At 33.6% G+C, this 18,736-nt stretch carries 11 protein-coding genes; 9 read left to right on the forward strand and 2 right to left on the reverse strand.

The features are described from left to right. Positions 1-48 precede the first annotated feature (48 nt). The 6 genes from AB2B44_RS06215 to AB2B44_RS06240 all read left to right on the forward strand — a co-directional run bounded on the left by AB2B44_RS06215 (position 49) and on the right by AB2B44_RS06240 (position 9,827). The gene (locus tag AB2B44_RS06215) at positions 49-1,416 is read left to right on the forward strand and encodes a Gfo/Idh/MocA family protein (RefSeq protein WP_369048707.1); all 1,368 of its coding nucleotides are present in this window, start codon (positions 49-51) and stop codon (positions 1,414-1,416) included. Positions 1,417-1,422: 6 nt separating this feature from the next. After that, the gene (locus AB2B44_RS06220; protein WP_369048708.1) at positions 1,423-2,532 is read left to right on the forward strand and encodes a mevalonate kinase; all 1,110 of its coding nucleotides are present in this window, start codon (positions 1,423-1,425) and stop codon (positions 2,530-2,532) included. A gap of 23 nt (positions 2,533-2,555) precedes the next feature. Then, positions 2,556-3,428, forward strand: coding sequence for a sugar phosphate nucleotidyltransferase (locus AB2B44_RS06225; RefSeq protein WP_369048709.1), 873 nt, complete (start codon positions 2,556-2,558; stop codon positions 3,426-3,428). A gap of 10 nt (positions 3,429-3,438) precedes the next feature. Then, positions 3,439-5,250 carry a sodium:solute symporter family protein gene (locus AB2B44_RS06230; protein WP_369048710.1) on the forward strand — a complete coding sequence of 604 codons (1,812 nt, stop codon included), beginning with the start codon at positions 3,439-3,441 and terminating at the stop codon, positions 5,248-5,250. 2 nt (positions 5,251-5,252) lie between these two features. Beyond that, complete coding sequence (gene nagB / locus AB2B44_RS06235) at positions 5,253-7,175, forward strand: glucosamine-6-phosphate deaminase (protein ID WP_369048711.1); 1,923 nt, start codon at positions 5,253-5,255, stop codon at positions 7,173-7,175. Between the two features lie 99 nt (positions 7,176-7,274). Then, positions 7,275-9,827 carry a glycoside hydrolase family 2 TIM barrel-domain containing protein gene (locus AB2B44_RS06240; RefSeq protein WP_369048712.1) on the forward strand — a complete coding sequence of 851 codons (2,553 nt, stop codon included), beginning with the start codon at positions 7,275-7,277 and terminating at the stop codon, positions 9,825-9,827. A 551-nt stretch (positions 9,828-10,378) separates the two neighbouring features. On the opposite strand, the gene yidC is transcribed toward AB2B44_RS06240, so the two are convergent. Then, positions 10,379-12,268, reverse strand: coding sequence for a membrane protein insertase YidC (yidC, locus tag AB2B44_RS06245; protein WP_369048713.1), 1,890 nt, complete (start codon positions 12,266-12,268; stop codon positions 10,379-10,381). Between the two features lie 164 nt (positions 12,269-12,432). Continuing rightward, positions 12,433-14,046, reverse strand: coding sequence for a CTP synthase (locus AB2B44_RS06250; protein WP_369048714.1), 1,614 nt, complete (start codon positions 14,044-14,046; stop codon positions 12,433-12,435). Between the two features lie 230 nt (positions 14,047-14,276). Between AB2B44_RS06250 and rpmH the strand changes: the two genes are divergently transcribed. The 3 genes from rpmH (at position 14,277) to trxB (ending at position 18,505) form a co-directional block, all read left to right on the forward strand. Next, positions 14,277-14,438 carry a 50S ribosomal protein L34 gene (gene rpmH, locus AB2B44_RS06255; protein ID WP_369048715.1) on the forward strand — a complete coding sequence of 54 codons (162 nt, stop codon included), beginning with the start codon at positions 14,277-14,279 and terminating at the stop codon, positions 14,436-14,438. Between the two features lie 99 nt (positions 14,439-14,537). Then, positions 14,538-17,390, forward strand: coding sequence for a carbamoyl-phosphate synthase large subunit (carB, locus tag AB2B44_RS06260; protein WP_369048716.1), 2,853 nt, complete (start codon positions 14,538-14,540; stop codon positions 17,388-17,390). 167 nt (positions 17,391-17,557) lie between these two features. After that, a complete protein-coding gene (gene trxB / locus AB2B44_RS06265; protein ID WP_369048717.1) occupies positions 17,558-18,505 on the forward strand; it encodes a thioredoxin-disulfide reductase in 948 nt (315 codons plus the stop codon). The last annotated feature ends 231 nt before the right edge of the window (positions 18,506-18,736 follow it).

The following is an 18,736-nucleotide window of genomic DNA, read 5'->3' on the forward strand; positions in this document are numbered from 1 at the left end:
AAGATTCAAGGTGTATTATTTGTTTAACGTATAAAACCAGAACTCACAATGAAACCAACTACAAGACGAGATTTTATAAGGAAAACAGCTATTGCTGGGGCAGGACTTTCGATGCTTCCAGATGTAACTTTTTCAGGAGTACCACTACTTAACACCGAAAAAAAATTGCGTTTAGCCTTTATAGGGGTAGGTCTTCGTGGAACCAACCACTTAAATAATGCCTTACACAGAAAAGATATTGAAATAACTGCTATCTGTGATATCGACCCCAAACGAATAGATATTGCTTTAGAAAAAATAAGTAAAGCTGGTTTTAAAAAACCTCAGACTTTTGGCAAAAACGACTACGATTATCGAAATTTATTAGAATTAAAAAATGTAGATGCTGTAATAATAGCAACACCTTGGCTATGGCATACTCGAATGGCTGTAGATGCAATGAAAGCAGGAAAATATGCTGGTGTAGAAGTGTCTGCTGCTAATACAATGGAAGAATGTTGGGATTTGGTAAATACCCACGAACAAACTGGCTCACATGTAATGATTTTAGAAAATGTAAATTACCGTAGAGACGTACTTGCTGTATTAAATATGGTAAAACAAAACGTTTTTGGAGAGTTAGTGCATTTTAGATGTGGTTATCAACATGATTTAAGAGGCGTAAAACTAAACGACGGAAAAACACCTTACGGAAAAGGAGTAGAATTTGGAGAAAAAGGAATTTCTGAATCAAAATGGCGAACTAAACACTCTGTATTAAGAAATGCCGACACCTACCCTACTCACGGTATAGGGCCAATAGCTGCCATGTGCAATATTAATCGAGGCAACCGTTTTACTTCTTTAACTTCTAGCGCAACAAAAGCAATAGGACTACACAATTATATTGTGGAACATGGCGGAGAACATCATCCCAATGCCAAAGTAAAATTTAAACAAGGTGACGTTATTACAACCACAATTGAAACGGCTAACGGAGAAACCATTATTGTAACACACGATTGTAATTTACCTCGCCCTTACTCTTTAGGATTTAGAGTGCAAGGAGCTAATGGTTTATGGGAAGTAGATGGTAATCGAATGTATATAGAAGGACAATCAAAACCTCATCGATGGGATAATGCAGATAGTTGGTTAAAAAAATACGACCACCCATTATGGCAAAAATATGGCGAATATGCCGCTAATTCGGGTCATGGAGGAATGGACTTTTTTGTACTAAATGCTTTTGTAGAATCAGCAAAACAAAATATTGCACCGCCGTTAGACGCATATGATGCGGCAGCTTGGAGTGCCATAACCCCGCTTTCTGAATTATCTATAGAAAATAATGGCGAACCCCAAAATTTCCCTGACTTTACAAGAGGGCTATGGATAAAAAGAAAACCGTATAACTGGATTAAAGATACTTATTAATACAAAATGTCAGATAAAATTATTTCATTAGCACCAGCAAGAACCTGTCTTTTTGGTGACCACCAAGATTATTTAGAATTGCCAATAATTGCATGTGCCATAAACAGATACATCAAATTAGTCGCAACAAAAAACCACTCAAATGTTTTTCAAATTTCTAAGCCCGATATTAACGAAGAAACTACTATTAGTATTGATGCTGGAACAGGAGAAATAGAACTAGGCGACCATTTTTTATCCGCCCTAAAAGTAGTTCAAAAATACGGTTGTATTCCTACCGAGGGTTACGATATTACCATATCAGGTAATATCGCCATTAACGCAGGTACTTCTAGCTCATCTGCTGTAATTATTGCTTGGATTAAATTTCTATTAGAAGCATACGGATGCAATCAAAAAGTAACCCCTTTATTAATTTCTGATATAGCATATCAAGCCGAAGTAGTTGAACAAAAAGCTTCTGGCGGAAAAATGGATCAATATAGTATTGCCTTAGGCAATATTATCTATTTAGAAACCGATGAAAAATCGTATTACGAAACAATCAATAAACCTATTGAAGGGCTTATTGTTGGAGAATCTGGAATACCAAAAGAAACCCTTTCACTTTTAAAAGAGTTAAAAGAAAAAACTTGGTTATCTGTTTTTAAAATAAAAGAAAAAGTAAAAAACTTTACCCTTAAAGATGCTAAAATAGAAGATTTAAATATCTATTTAAACTATCTACCTACAGATTTACAACCTTATTTATATGCGGCTATTTCTAATTACGATGTAACTAAAAGAGCTTTAAATGAATTTAGAAAACCTAGTTTAAATTTACCTAAAATAGGTGCTTTAATAAACGAGCACCATACTATTTTAAGAGATTCTTTACAAATAACCGTTCCTCGAATTGATGACATGATAGATGCTGCAAACAAAGCAGGTGCGTATGGGTCAAAAATTGTTGGCTCTGGAAAAGGCGGAAGCATTGTTGTTTTATCGCCTAAAGAAAAAGAACAACAAGTAGTAAATGCTATAATAGAAGCAGGCGGGGTAAATTCTTATCCTGTATCTGTTGATAGTGGAGCAAGAATTATTGATAAATCAATGGAAAAAACAATACAATTTTAATTTTTTACAAACACACTAAAAAAATGCATGACAATTTAATTATTTTGGCTGGAGGAGCCTCTTCTAGGATGAAAAAAGCCGCCCAGTCTGAAAACATAAAACAAGAAGACATACAACAAGCTAACAGTCGAAGTAAAGGTCTTATTGGTGTAGGCCCCGAAGGAAGACCCTTATTTGATTATTTACTATATAATGCCAAAAAAGCAGGATATAAAAATATTTTTATAATTACTGGCGAAAAAGACTCATTATTCAAAGAGTTTTATGGTGCAAACAAAAAAAATAACAAATTCAAAGGGCTTAATATATCATATGCCACACAATATATACCTAAAGACAGAGTAAAGCCTTTTGGTACAGCCGACGCTTTATTTCAAACCGTTGAACAATACCCAGAACTAAATACACAATCGTACACCGTTTGTAACAGCGACAACCTATATTCAAAAGAAGCATTAGAAGCATTAAGAGAAACTAAAAGCCTTAATGCCTTTATTAGTTACGATAGAGATGCATTAGACTTTCCAGAAGAAAGAATATCTCGTTTTGCTGTAGCAAAACTCGATGCAAACAATTATTTATTAGAAATCGTTGAAAAACCTTCGTTAGAAATAGTCGAAAAAAGCAAAGACAGTGAGGGTAAAGTACGGGTAAGTATGAATGTGTTTAAATTTGATGGAGCTATGTTATATCCTTATTTAAAAAACTGTCCTGTACATCCTGAAAGAGATGAAAAAGAATTACCTACAGCTTTATTAAATATGATAAAAGATAATCCAGAATCTACTTTAGGTATTTCATTTTCAGAACATGTTCCTGATTTAACCTCTAAAGACGATATTGAAAAAGTTAGAATTTATTTAACAACAAATTACCCCGTATTAAACTGGGAATAAAATTAATCTTATGGTAACACTTAATACATTAGATATTACACTAATAGCTGTTTTTTTTACGACTATTTTGTTTATCGGAATTTATGTTTCTAAGAGCTCAGGAAAAAGCTCTTCTCAATTTTTCTTATCAGGCAAAAGTATGCCTTGGTGGTTATTAGGGGTTTCTATGGTAGCAACCACCTTTTCTACCGACACCCCTAACTTAGTAACCGATATTGTGCGTAGTAACGGCGTATCAGGTAACTGGGTATGGTGGGCCTTTCTAATTACAGGACTTTTAACGGTTTTTGTTTACGCAAAACTTTGGCGAAAATCAAATGTAAATACCGATTTAGAATTTTACGAGCTACGCTATGGTGGTAAACCCGCAAAATTTCTAAGAAAATTTAGAGCAATCTATTTGGGTGTTGTATTTAATGTAATTACCATGTCTGCAGTAACTTTAGCGGCTATTAAAATCGGACAAATAATGTTAGGTTTAGCCCCTTGGCAAACTGTAGTTGTAGCAGGGTTAATTACGGTTACCTTTAGTGCCATTGGTGGATTTAAAGGTGTGGTTTATACCGACTTTGTCTTGTTTTTTGTGGCCATGACCGGTGCTATTGGCGCTGCTTATTACTTAGTAAATATTCCTGAAGTTGGCGGTATTCATGCGTTAATCAATAACGAAAGTGTAGCTAGTAAAATAGCTATACTGCCTGATTTTAGCGATAAACATGCATTAATAACATTACTAATTATTCCATTAGCAGTACAGTGGTGGAGTTCTTGGTATCCAGGAGCAGAACCTGGCGGTGGTGGCTACATTGCGCAACGAATGTTAGCTGCAAAAAACGAAAACCATGCTATCGGAGCCACTTTCTTTTTTAATGTAATGCACTATGCTTTACGCCCTTGGCCTTGGATTATTGTTGCCTTAGCATCATTAATTGTTTATCCAGATATTGCAAGTATCCACTCTGCTTTTCCAAACATAGCCCAAAGTAAATTAGGTAACGACTTAGCCTATTCTGCAATGCTTACCAAATTACCTCACGGATTATTAGGTATTGTTTTAGCCTCTTTAATTGCAGCCTATATGAGTACGATTTCTACTCAATTAAACTGGGGATCGTCTTACATTGTATACGATTTTTACAAACAACAAATTAACCCAGAAGCATCAGAAAAAAGATTAGTAGCTGTAGGTCGTATATCAACTGTTGTTTTAATGGTATTAAGTGCTGTAATAGCCTTATTATTACAAAATGCAATGCAAATATTTAATTACTTATTGGTATTTGGTGCGGGTACAGGGTTAATTTTTATCTTACGGTGGTTTTGGTGGCGAATTAATTCGTGGAGTGAAATTACAGCAATGTTTGTTTCAGGAATTGTATCAATACTATTAATCACACCTATAGGGTCGTATTTGTTTGGGGCTGAAAATGGTATTTTTCCAGAATACTATCAATACCCATTCGTAGTTTTAATAACTACAATAGCCTGGTTAATAGCAACCTATGCAACCAAACCCGAAAACAATGAAGTGCTTTATAATTTTTATAAAAAAACCCAACCTGGTGGCCCAGGGTGGAAACACGTACTACAACAAGCAAAAAAAGACAATATAACTATAGAGGATAAAAACGAAGTTTGGAGTGTGCCTTCTGGCATTAAAGCCATGTTAGTTGGTTGTGTATTAATTTACAGCTGTTTATTTGCCACAGGATATTGGATTTATGGCGAAACAAAATATGCAATTATACTCACTATAACAGCAATTATTTCAGGGTATATCCTTGTTAAAATTTGGAATAAAATAAAAGTAAACGTCTTATAACAATGATCGAAACTGCAAAAAACCCAATCAAACACAAAACTGCTGGTCAGTTTGAAGAAACAAGATTTGAAAAAATTCATAATGTAATTTTCAATGATTCTGATGAAGCTTCTATTTGCGTAGCACAAGAAATAGCTGCGCTAATCAGAGAAAAACAAAGCCAAGGAAAATCATGCGTATTAGGTCTTGCTACAGGATCTTCTCCTATAAAAGTGTATGAAGAACTTGTTCGTCTTCATAAAGAAGAAGGTTTGAGTTTTAAAAATGTAACTACATTTAACTTAGACGAATACTATCCTATGGAAAAAAGTAATATACAAAGTTATCATTACTTTATGCACGAACATTTATTTAACCATGTTGATATTTTACCTGAAAACGTAAATATTCCTGACGGAACAATTCCAAGCGAAGATATTCGAGATTATTGCCTTAGTTATGAAGCTAAAATAAAAGACGCTGGCGGTTTAGACTTCCAATTATTAGGTATTGGTAGAACAGGTCATATCGGTTTTAACGAACCAGGTTCGCATTATAATTCAGGCACAAGAGCAATTACCTTACACCATATAACTAGAGTTGATGCAGCATCTGCTTTTTTAGGAATTAATAATGTACCTAGAAAAGCTATTACCATGGGAATTGCTACGGTAAAATCTGCTAAAAGAATTGTTTTATTAGGATGGGGAGAACACAAAGCTTCTGTTGTTAAAGAAACTATTGAAGGAAGTGTTTCTTCGCAAGTACCTGCAACATATTTACAAAGCCACCCCAACACTACTTTTGTATTAGATAAAGAAGCAGGTAGTATGCTTACTAGAAATAAAACCCCTTGGTTGGTAAGCTCTTGTGAATGGACAAAAGAATTAACAAGTAAAGCTGTTGTTTGGTTGAGCGAACAAACAAAAAAATCAATTTTAAGTTTAACCGACAAAGATTACAACGATAACGGAATGTCTGGTTTACTTGCCGAAAAAGGCTCTGCTTACGATCTAAACATTGCTATGTTTAATAAATTACAACACACTATTACAGGATGGCCGGGAGGTAAACCTAACGCTGATGACACATACCGACCTGAACGTGCTACACCAGCAAAAAAACGAGTAATTATTTTTAGCCCTCATCCTGATGATGATGTAATTTCTATGGGAGGCACTTTTGACCGATTAGTAGAACAAGGACACGAAGTACATATAGCATATCAAACTTCTGGAAATATTGCTGTAACAGACGAAGAAGCCTTAAAATTTGCTGAAGTGGCTAGCAGTATTGACCCAAACAACAAACAAGCAAAAGAAATTATACAACATATTTCTGAGAAAAAAGAAAATACGATAGACTCTCCAGAAGTACGTCAATTAAAAGGCACTATTCGAAGAAAAGAATCTTATGCTGCCACTCGTTATGTAGGATTAGAAGATAAAAATGTTCACTTTTTAAACTTACCTTTTTACGAAACTGGAACTATAAAAAAGAACAAATTATCTAAAGCAGACATTGATATTATGTGTAATTTAATTGAAGAAATTAAACCACACCAAATTTATGCCGCAGGTGATTTAGCTGATCCACATGGCACACACAGAGTTTGTTTAGATGCTGTTTTTGAATCTTTAAAAATATTAAAAAAAGCTCCTTACATGAAAGATTGTTGGTTATGGCTATATCGAGGTGCATGGCACGAGTGGGATATGCACGAGATAGAAATGGCTGTACCTATGAGTCCAGATCAAGTTTTGAAAAAAAGACGGGCAATTTTTTACCATCAGTCTCAAAAAGATAATGTAATGTTTCAAGGAGACGATGCAAGAGAATTTTGGATGCGCGCTGAAGAACGTAATAGAGAAACTGCTAAAAGATACCATGCATTAGGCTTAGCCGACTATGCTGCCATGGAAGCTTTTGTTAGATACGAGTATTAAAAAATACTTGCTTTTTGAACTCCTCAGGTTTTAAAAAATCTGAGGAGTTGATTTTTTTTTAAATTATATAATAAATCTTTTTTATTCACATCACAAACCATGAATGCTCTTAAATATATTTATCTAATTTTCTTCTTTTATGCGTTATCACTTACATCATGTACAAAAGAAGACCCACATTTTTCAACAATTAAATTTAACAACGACTGGAAGTTTTCATTAAACACCGATGACAAAGCCATAGAGGCTAATTTTAATGATGAGAATTGGAGGGTTTTAAATTTACCTCATGATTGGGGAGTTGAAGGTTCTTACGCCGAAGAAAATGGTAACTGGGAGGCTGGTTATTTACCTTTTGGTGTGGGTTACTACCGAAAAACTATTGATTATGATAAAGCGTGGAAAAACAAAAACGTTTTTATCGATTTTGACGGCGTATATACTAATTCAACAGTATATATAAACGGTCATAAACTTGGTTTTTATCCTAACGGTTATTTAGGATTTAGCTACGAATTAACTCCTTATTTAAAAAAAGGAAAAAACACCATTGTGGTAAAAGTAGACCATGAAAAAGGCAATAGCGGACGTTGGTATACTGGAAATGGAATTTATAGAAACGTATGGCTAAGAACTGAAAACCAAGTATATATACCCAAAAAAGGTGTACGATTTCAAGATACAGAAGTTACCGATAAAAAAGCAAAAATAACCGTTACTGTTGACGTTACAGGAAAAATAAAAGCTTCTAAAAACTATACCGTACAAACCGTAGTAGCAGATAGTAACAACAAAATTGTATTTACAGATACAAAAAAGCTAACCAGTTCTTCAAAAAAAGGAGCTAAAGTTGTTATCGATGGTGAAATAGAAAATCCTAACTTATGGTCTCCAAAAAGTCCAAATATTTATCACCTAACCGTAAAATTAAAAAAAGGAACCCTGCTTTTAGATGAAGAAAAAACAATTGTAGGGGTTAGAGACCTAAAATTTTCTGCCGATAAAGGTTTTATTTTAAATGGCGTTGAAACCAAAATAAAAGGCGTTTGCGAGCATCACACTGCAGGTGCTGTAGGTGCTGCTGTACCTAACGACGTATTATATAGAAGGTTAAAACTTCTAAAAAACATGGGAGCCAATGCTATACGTACAGCTCACAACCCTTTCTCTCCCGAATTTTACACCATGTGTGATACCTTAGGTATTATGGTACTTGACGAGTTGTTTGATGGCTGGAATGTAAAAAAAGCCCCTAACGACTATGGTTTATATTTTAAAGATTGGTGGAAACACGATGTTGAAAGCTTTATAAAAAGAGACCGAAATCACCCTTCTATTATTATGTGGAGTATTGGCAACGAGGTACGAAAGCCAAGTAGAGAAGTACAAAAAGAAATTATAACTAAAGTTAAAGAATATGATAGTACTCGACCCATTACACAAGGCGGTCGTGACCCTACTAGAGGAATGAAAGGAAGTCAGTTACCTACGCAATTGGATATAAAAGGATTTAATGGAGACGGAGAAGAAAAAAATGTTTTTGAAGAGTTTCATAAAGAACATCCAAATACCCCAATGATCGGTACAGAAATACCACACACCTATCAAACCAGAGGGGTGTATCGTACACAAACACATTGGCGTCGACGAAATTTTCCTGCTCCTTGGGAACTAGGAGGTAATGGTAAAATGGGCGGATTAATGAAAAAGGTTTTTCCTATTAAAGATTTAGCTCCTAAAGAAGTTTTTCCTGAAGAAAAAAGCACTCAGTATTATCAAAACGGACACTACTATCCTATTAAAAACGATAAACCTTGGGCTGGTGATTTATACTATCAATCTTCTTACGACAACGCCTCGGTACGAAGCAGTTTGCGCAAAGCATGGCAACGCACAAGAGACTTTGATTATGTAATGGGGCAATTTCGTTGGACTGGTTTTGATTATTTAGGCGAAACCAATTATTGGCCTTCTAGAATGGCTAATTTTGGAGTAATTGACATTGCTGGGTTTCCAAAAGACAGTTACTATTTACTACAAAGTTTATGGACTAGCAAACCAATGGTTCACATATTACCGCACTGGAATCATGAAGGTAAAGAAGGCGTTAAAATACCCGTTGTTGTGTATACCAACTGTGATGAAGTTACCTTGTTTTTAAACGGTAAATCACTAGGAAAACAAACCTATAAAGATGAACAATTGGTATGGCAAGTACCTTATAAAAAAGGGGTTATTAAGGCTGTAGCCTATAAAAACGGAAAAGCAGTAGCCGAAACAGAAATTAAAACAGCAGAAAAACCTGCAAAAATTAAAGTAACTACCGATAAAAAAACGGTAAGAGCTAACGGAGAAGATGTTATTCACTTTGAAATAGACATTACCGATGAAAATGGCGTTTTTGTACCTTATGCTGAAAATTTAATAACCGTAAACCTCAAAGGAAAAGCTAAAATAATTGGAACAGATAACGGCGACCCTATAGATGTTTCAGATTATAAAACCAACCAAAGAAAAGCCTTTAGAGGTAAAGCACTATTTATAATTCAAACCTCAAAAGAAGATAGCGGCACTATCGAAGCAACTTTTTCTTCAAAAGGGCTAGAAAGTACTACAGCAACTATAGAAGTTGTTAACAATGATAAAAATTAAATGCGTTTAACAACAAAACAAATTTTAAGTATATAAAATCTAAAAAAGTAATTTATATATTTACCAATAGTGTCTAAAAGAGATCGTCTAAAAAATAATTTTTAGACGATTTTTTTTTTGTGGTTTACTGTTTTAGATTTTAAAGAATTGCTTTAAAACAGACTGCTAAAAAAAGCCTAAGTTATTTTATATAGCTATAACTAAACTTTTTAAGATTATGTGTGTTAATATCCCAAAAAAAGATTTTCTTTTAAAACAGCCTCTTTTTATTATTATAAGCCACTCGTTAAAATAGTGTTTACTAGTTAATATAAAAGGTAAGCTTATTAAAAAGACTAAATGACCATGTATATTTCTTGTACAATGCCTAGTTTTAAACTTAACGGATAATCTTTTTGAGTACACTTTACATCATTGCTTTTTATTACACTTAAAATTTTAGTATAACGCTATTTCAGGACGAAACAAAACTATAAAAAACCCTCTCAACAAACAGCTGTTTGTTGAGAGGGTTTTTTCGAACTTAATTACACTTCTTTTAAAAAGCTTATTTATTTTTTAGATCGTTGTTGAGCTGCCTGTTGTTCTTGAGCTTGCTTCATAGCATTATCTAAACGCTCTCTAAACTTACTCTTTTTAACTGGTTTCTTTTTATTTTCTTCTATTTGTGCATGAATTTTCTTTTCGTCAATTACGTAGTTTTTAATCACTAACATAATGGTTATCGTTAATAAGTTCGAAATAAAATAATACAAACTAAGTCCACTAGCATAATTATTAAAGAACACCAACATCATAATAGGCGAAAAATAAATCATATATTTCATTATTTTACTCATATCAGGCATACCTTCTTGTGTTGGCGCTTGCATATTTAATTGTTGACTTTGATTCATTTTCATATAAAAGAAAATAGCAACCGAAGCTAATATTGGAAATAAACTTATGTGATCTCCATAAAGTGGTATTTTAAAAGGTAACTTAAAAATAGTATCATACGATGATAAATCTTTTGCCCATAAAAAACTTTTTTGACGTAGATCGAAATTAGTAGGAAAAAACTTAAACAAGGCAAAGAAAATAGGCATTTGCACTAGTGCCGGTATACAACCAGACATCATACTAACACCTGCCTTTCGCTGTATAGCCATTGTTTCTTGTTGTCGTTTTAGTGCATTTTCTTTTCCTGGATATTTTTCGTTTAGTTCTTGTAACTCTGGACGAATTACTTTCATTTTAGCACTCGAAACATACGACTTATAAACCAACGGAGACATTATAATACGAACTACAATAGTCATTAAAATAATGATAAGCCCGTAGTTACCTATAAAACCTTTTAACATGTTAAATACAGGGTAAAAAATTGTGCGGTTTAAAAAGCCAAAAATACCCCAACCTAAATCGGCAGTTTCGCTTAAATTAGTATTCTTATACGTTTTTAAAACATTATAATTTGTAGGCCCATAATACCACTTCATTTTATAATTTAACTCCCCATTATTTAAGGTTAAAGGCGCTTTAAGTTCGTATCGTTTGGTAAAAACGGTATCTATTTCTTCATTTTTTAACAGATTGGTAGACGTAATTTTAGCATTATTAAATGGCGTATCTGTTAATAATATTGACGAGAAAAAATGTTGATGATACGACACCCAATCTACTTTATCAATTACTTCTGATTTATCAGGGCGTATATGATCAACCTCATTATTAGATTTGTAATAATACCAAGAATACATTCTATTTTCGGTATTCATACTTTTTTCGTGTCTATACCCATCTAATGTCCAATCTAAATTAATCGTATTTGAAGAGTTAATCACATTATTTAACCCTTTCGATTCTATGGTAAAATTAACCATATAATCGTTAGGCTTCATTTCGTAGCGGTATTCTAAAAATTGAGTTTCAGATACTTTCAATTTCATCGAAAGCACTTGCGTATCTCCATTTTTAGTTAGGGTAGGCTCAAAAAATAAATCTTTTGTGTTTAAAATTCGGTTATCAGTAGTGCCAAAATTAATATTGAAGGAGGCGTTATTATTTTTAATCAAATATAAAGGTAACGAATTATAGTTTTTAGCATTTTTTACCAATGCTTCGGTTATTTGCCCTCCCTTATTATTAATTGTTAATTTTACTAAATTGTTTTCAATAACAGTTACGCCTTCTTTACCATTTACACTACTATAAGCAAAACTACCTAACTTATTTTGTAAAGTAACTTGTTTTACGGAGTCGTTTACAACACTTGTTGTATTGTTTAAAGTAGCCGTATTAACTAACGAATCGTTGGTTTTTGTGCTATCAATTACTTGTTGTGTGTTGGTGTCTTCTGGTGTTGGTTTTGGTTTTTGAGTGCTCATCCACCAAAACATAATACCTCCTAATAAGAGCATTCCTATTAAAGAGTTAAAATCAAATTTTTTTTCTTCCATTGATTATGTGTTTGTCATTCTGTCATTTTCCTTGATTTATATAACAAGAAAAAACGCGACAAATGTAGTAAAACTCTAAGTATTTTTGTTTGTTTTACGGTTATTAATTTTAAGCAGTATATAAGTCAAAGAATATTCCAGATTTAATACTAACAAACTATATTTTAGCCTTTTGATTGTTTTAAGGCAGCTTTAATAAAACTGACAAACAATGGGTGTGGGTTTAGCACCGTACTTTTATATTCTGGATGATATTGTACACCAACAAACCACGGGTGTGAATCAATTTCAACAACCTCTACCAATCCTGTTTTAGGATTAATTCCTGCGGTTTTCATTCCTGCTTGTTCTAATTGATTTTTATACACATTATTGTATTCGTATCGATGGCGATGACGTTCGCTAATCAATTCTTTTTGGTAAGCTTCAAAAACTTTTGAGTCTTTGGTTAACTGGCAATCCCATGCTCCTAAACGCATAGTTCCTCCTTTTTTGGTAACCTCTTTTTGCTCTTCCATTAAATTAATTACGGGTATTGGGCAATCTTTGTCCATTTCAGTAGAATCAGCTTTTTGTAATCCAAGAACATTACGAGCAAACTCAATAACTGCCATTTGCATACCTAAACAAATTCCGAAAAAAGGAATGTTATTTTCACGAGCAAACTGTACCGCTTCAATTTTACCTTCGGTACCTCTATCACCAAAACCTGGAGCTACTAAAATACCATTAACCCCAGCTAATTTTTTTGAAATATTTTTAGCCGTTAATTCTTCTGAGTGTATCCAGCGTATAATTACTTTAATTTCATTGGCGGCACCAGCATGAATAAAGGCTTCGGTTATAGATTTATACGAATCGTGTAATTCTACATATTTACCAATTAAAGCAATTTCAACAGTAGATTTCGGATTTTTAAATTTTTGTAAAAATTCGTTCCACTTAATAAGTTTAGGTTGCTTATCGGTTGCTAATTTTAATTTTTCTAAAACTACTTTATCTAAGCCTTCATCAAACATTAAATTAGGTACATCGTAAATAGTTTCAGCATCTATCGACTGAATAACATCTTGTTTTTTCACATTACAAAACAAGGCTAATTTACGTTTAATATCATCAGAAATTAGGTGTTCAGAACGACAAACCAATATATCTGGGCTTACCCCACTTTGCATTAACATTTTTACCGAATGTTGTGTTGGTTTGGTTTTTAACTCACCTGCTGCAGCTAAATATGGAACAAGTGTTAAATGGATAACAATTGTATTATGCTCTCCTAGCTCCCATTCTAATTGACGAACGGCTTCTATATAGGGTAGCGATTCTATATCACCAACCGTACCGCCTATTTCGGTAATTACAATATCATAATCACCTGTATTTCCTAAAATTTGGATGCGATGTTTTATTTCGTCGGTAATATGAGGTATTACCTGTACCGTTTTTCCTAGAAACTCGCCTTTACGTTCTTTATTTATTACTGACTGGTATATTCGCCCAGTAGTTACATTATTGGCTTGCGAAGTGGGTATGTTTAAAAATCTTTCATAATGTCCCAAATCTAAATCTGTTTCAGCTCCATCATTGGTAACAAAACACTCTCCATGTTCGTACGGATTTAGTGTTCCTGGATCAATATTAATATACGGATCTAATTTTTGTATGGTTACCGAGTACCCTCTTGCTTGTAGTAATTTTGCTAAAGAAGCTCCAATTATTCCTTTTCCTAAAGAAGAAGTTACGCCTCCAGTTACAAAGATATATTTAGTATTATTCATGGCGTTTAGTAGGTTTGGGCAAAAGTAAGAAGTCTGTTAGTTTTGGCAAATAAAAAAGAGAAAAAAACATACGCAAATTTACAGTATTTTTATTCGATAGATTTTTTTTGAAAAAAAACAAAATAGCATTTGCGAAACAAAAAAACAGTTGTATATTTGCCAACGCTTTTAGCAGACGGAATTTCACAAAAGCAACACATTTTTTAAACAGATAGTTAAGATATATTGTAATGAGTAAAAGAACGTACCAACCATCGAAACGAAAAAGAAGAAACAAGCATGGTTTTAGAGAAAGAATGGCTTCTGCTAACGGTCGAAAAGTATTGGCTAGAAGAAGAGCTAAAGGAAGAAAGAAAATCTCTGTTTCATCTGAACCAAGAGCTAAAAAATAATGATTAACAATTGTTAATATTTTAAAGGCGTTACATATGGGTATCGCCTTTTTTTATACCTAATAATTATATTTTTGTACCTACAACAATAAATTTACAATGCCTAAAAAACAAGACCTTAAAAGTATTTTAATCATCGGATCTGGCCCTATTATTATTGGTCAAGCCTGTGAATTCGACTATTCTGGAACCCAAGCCTTACGTTCGCTTCGCGAAGATGGTATCGAAACCATACTTATTAATTCGAACCCTGCCACTATTATGACTGACCCCTCTATGGCAGATCATGTATATTTGTTACCATTAAACACAAAATCTATAGTTCAAATTTTAAAAGAACACCCAAATATAGATGCTGTATTACCTACTATGGGGGGGCAAACAGCTTTAAACCTATGTATAGAAGCTGATGAAAAAGGTATTTGGAAAGATTTTGGTGTTGAAATTATTGGTGTTGATATTGACGCCATTAATATAACTGAAGATCGAGAAAAATTTAGAGAGCTCATGCTTAAAATTGGGATTCCAATGGCCCCTCAAGCAACTGCCACATCGTACTTAAAAGGAAAAGAAATTGCCCAAGAATTTGGTTTTCCTTTAGTAATTAGAGCCTCGTTTACTTTAGGAGGCGCTGGTGCGTCTTTTGTACATAAAGAAGAAGATTTTGACGAATTACTAACGCGTGGATTAGAAATTTCGCCTATCCACGAAGTAATGATTGATAAAGCTTTATTAGGATGGAAAGAATACGAATTAGAATTATTACGCGACAAAAACGATAACGTAGTAATTATTTGTTCTATCGAAAATATGGATCCTATGGGAATTCATACTGGTGATTCTATTACCGTTGCCCCTGCTATGACGTTATCGGACAGAACGTTTCAAAAAATGCGTGACATGGCAATTAAAATGATGCGCTCTATTGGAGATTTTGCTGGTGGTTGTAATGTGCAATTTGCTGTTTCGCCTGATGAAAAAGAAGAAATTATTGCCATAGAAATTAATCCACGTGTATCGCGTTCATCAGCCTTAGCTAGTAAAGCAACTGGATACCCTATTGCTAAAATAGCTTCAAAATTAGCTATTGGTTATACCTTAGACGAGTTAGACAACCAAATTACCAAATCTACCTCTGCTTTATTCGAGCCTACTTTAGACTATGTGATTGTTAAAATTCCTCGTTGGAACTTTGACAAATTCGAAGGTTCAAACCGCGAATTAGGCTTACAAATGAAATCAGTAGGTGAAGTTATGGGTATCGGACGCTCATTTCAAGAAGCCTTACACAAAGCAACCCAATCTCTAGAAATAAAACGCAACGGAATTGGAGCTGATGGCAAAGGATATAAAGACTACAACCAAATTATAGAAAAACTACAACATGCCTCTTGGGATCGTGTTTTTGCTATATATGATGCCATACAAATTGGAATACCATTAAGTAAAATACATGCAATTACAAAAATTGACATGTGGTTTTTAAAACAATACGAAGAATTATACGAACTAGAAAAAGAAATATCAACCTATAACATTGACACCCTTGATAAAGATTTATTGCTAGAGGCAAAACAAAAAGGATATGGCGACCGTCAAATTGCCCATATGCTAGATTGTTTAGAAAGCGAGGTGTATAAAAAGCGTGAAGAATTAAAAATTAAACGCGTATACAAACTAGTAGATACATGTGCTGCCGAATTTAAAGCGCAAACACCATATTATTACTCTACTTTTGAAAGTGATATTAAAAATAGTGATGGCACCTTAACTGTAGCTAACGAAAGTGTGGTTACCGATAAGAAAAAAGTAATTGTTTTAGGCTCAGGACCCAACCGAATAGGACAAGGAATTGAGTTTGATTACTGTTGTGTTCACGGGGTTTATGCTGCTAAAGAATGTGGCTATGAAACCATAATGATTAACTGTAACCCTGAAACCGTTTCAACCGATTTTGATACGGCAGACAAACTATATTTTGAACCTGTTTTTTGGGAGCATATTTATGACATTATTAAACACGAAAAACCTGAAGGGGTTATCGTGCAATTAGGCGGTCAAACCGCTCTAAAATTAGCAGAAAAACTAACAAAATACGGAGTTAAAATCTTAGGAACAAGCTTTGAAGCCTTAGATTTAGCTGAAGATAGAGGTAGCTTTTCTACCCTATTAAAAGACAATAATATTCCATATCCTAGATTTGGAGTAGCCGAAACAGCTGATGAAGCACTAGCCTTATCAGACGAATTAGATTTTCCTATTTTAGTTCGCCCTTCTTATGTATTGGGTGGACAAGGAATGAAAATTGTAATTAACAAAGAAGAATTATTAGAACATGTTGTTGATTTACTACGTAAAATACCAAACAACAAACTACTGTTAGACCACTATTTAGAGGGCGCAATAGAAGCTGAAGCCGATGCTATTTGCGATGGTAAAAATGTATACATTATTGGTATTATGGAACATATTGAGCCTTGTGGAATTCATTCTGGAGATTCTAATGCCACCCTACCACCTTTTAATTTAGGTGAGCTTGTTCTAGAGCAAATTAGAGAATACACCAAAACCATAGCTCTAGCTTTAGAAACTGTTGGTTTAATTAACATTCAATTTGCTGTTAAAGACGATAAAGTTTATATTATTGAAGCAAATCCAAGAGCCTCACGTACGGTACCATTTATAGCAAAAGCCTACAAAGAACCCTACGTAAATTACGCAACTAAAGTTATGTTAGGCGAAAAAAAGGTAACGGACTTTAATTTCAACCCTCAGTTACATGGTTTTGCCATAAAACAACCTGTATTTTCATTTAACAAATTTCCAAATGTAAATAAAAAGTTAGGGCCTGAAATGAAATCAACTGGCGAAAGTATTTTGTTTATTGACAGCTTACGTGACGATAATTTTTACGACCTATATTCTCGTAGAAAAATGTATTTAAGTAAGTAAATTTAGTTTTTAAACATTATTAAAAAAAACATAATTTTAAAAACCGTTGTGTAATTTTATTTAAATAACAATTGATTTTTGTTATTAAACCATTATAATTATTCATACAAATTTTACCAAAAAATAATTATAAAAAAATACATTTGCACTAATAAAATCAAAAAGAAATGTCTAGTACAACACAAAAAATAAAATGTTTAATTATTGGCTCAGGACCAGCTGGTTATACTGCGGCAATTTACGCTTCTAGAGCCGATTTACAACCTGTAATGTATACAGGCATGCAAATGGGAGGGCAATTAACTACCACCACAGAGGTTGACAATTTTCCTGGATACCCTAAAGGAACAGATGGTACTGCAATGATGGAAGACCTTAAAAATCAAGCAGAACGTTTTGGTACTGAGGTACGTTTTGGAATGGTTACTAAGGTTGACCTAAGCAACAAAGAAGGACAAGCTCATAAAGTAATTATCGACAACACTACAGAAATAGAAGCCCAAACCATTATTATTGCTACAGGAGCTTCTGCTAAATATTTAGGCTTAGAAAGCGAACAACGTTTAATTGGCGGTGGGGTTTCTGCTTGTGCTACTTGTGATGGCTTTTTTTATAAAAACCAAGAGGTAATTGTTGTTGGTGGTGGCGATACTGCTGTAGAAGAAGCTACTTACTTAGCTAAGTTGTGTAAAAAAGTTACTATGTTAGTACGTAGAAATGAATTACGAGCTTCTAAAGCTATGCAACATCGAATAGAAAAAACTAAAAACTTAGAAGTACTTTATAATACCGAACTTGATGAAGTTATTGGCGACAATGTGGTAGAAGGTGTGAGAGTGGTTAATAATAAAACAGGAAAAAAACAGGAAATAGACGTTACTGGTGTTTTTATCGCTATTGGTCATAAACCAAATACCGATTTATTTAAAAATATAATCACCATGGACGAAACGGGATATATTATTACCAAAGGAAAATCTACCAAAACCAATATACCTGGCGTTTTTGCAGCAGGTGATGTACAAGATAAAGAATATAGACAGGCTGTTACCGCTGCAGGTACTGGATGCATGGCTGCTTTAGATGCAGAACGGTATTTAACCACTTTAGAGTAACAAAATATTTTTTCAATCTAAAAACACCGAAGTATTTGCTTCGGTGTTTTTTATTGCATTCTATACTCGAAACAAAAATACGTAGCTCTTCTCATTACTTATTAGCCGTAAATAACAACTTAAAAAAAATTGTAATCGCTATTAACAAGTGCATTGATAATTTATGCAATAACTTTTTCATTGGCTTGTAAAAAAATGGACTCCTAAAAAAATAATACTCTCATTAACAAC

The organism is Tenacibaculum sp. UWU-22, assembly GCF_041021355.1.
Lineage (GTDB): Bacteria > Bacteroidota > Bacteroidia > Flavobacteriales > Flavobacteriaceae > Polaribacter.

Bases quoted from the DNA above. Each gene is read 5' to 3' on its own strand.
- AB2B44_RS06215 (WP_369048707.1), top strand. From the start codon at position 49: ATGAAACCAACTACAAGACGAGATTTTATAAGGAAAACAGCTATTGCT.
- AB2B44_RS06220 (WP_369048708.1), top strand. From the start codon at position 1,423: ATGTCAGATAAAATTATTTCATTAGCACCAGCAAGAACCTGTCTTTTT.
- AB2B44_RS06225 (WP_369048709.1), top strand. From the start codon at position 2,556: ATGCATGACAATTTAATTATTTTGGCTGGAGGAGCCTCTTCTAGGATG.
- AB2B44_RS06230 (WP_369048710.1), top strand. From the start codon at position 3,439: ATGGTAACACTTAATACATTAGATATTACACTAATAGCTGTTTTTTTT.
- nagB (WP_369048711.1), top strand. From the start codon at position 5,253: ATGATCGAAACTGCAAAAAACCCAATCAAACACAAAACTGCTGGTCAG.
- AB2B44_RS06240 (WP_369048712.1), top strand. From the start codon at position 7,275: ATGAATGCTCTTAAATATATTTATCTAATTTTCTTCTTTTATGCGTTA.
- yidC (WP_369048713.1), bottom strand. From the start codon at position 12,268: ATGGAAGAAAAAAAATTTGATTTTAACTCTTTAATAGGAATGCTCTTA.
- AB2B44_RS06250 (WP_369048714.1), bottom strand. From the start codon at position 14,046: ATGAATAATACTAAATATATCTTTGTAACTGGAGGCGTAACTTCTTCT.
- rpmH (WP_369048715.1), top strand. From the start codon at position 14,277: ATGAGTAAAAGAACGTACCAACCATCGAAACGAAAAAGAAGAAACAAG.
- carB (WP_369048716.1), top strand. From the start codon at position 14,538: ATGCCTAAAAAACAAGACCTTAAAAGTATTTTAATCATCGGATCTGGC.
- trxB (WP_369048717.1), top strand. From the start codon at position 17,558: ATGTCTAGTACAACACAAAAAATAAAATGTTTAATTATTGGCTCAGGA.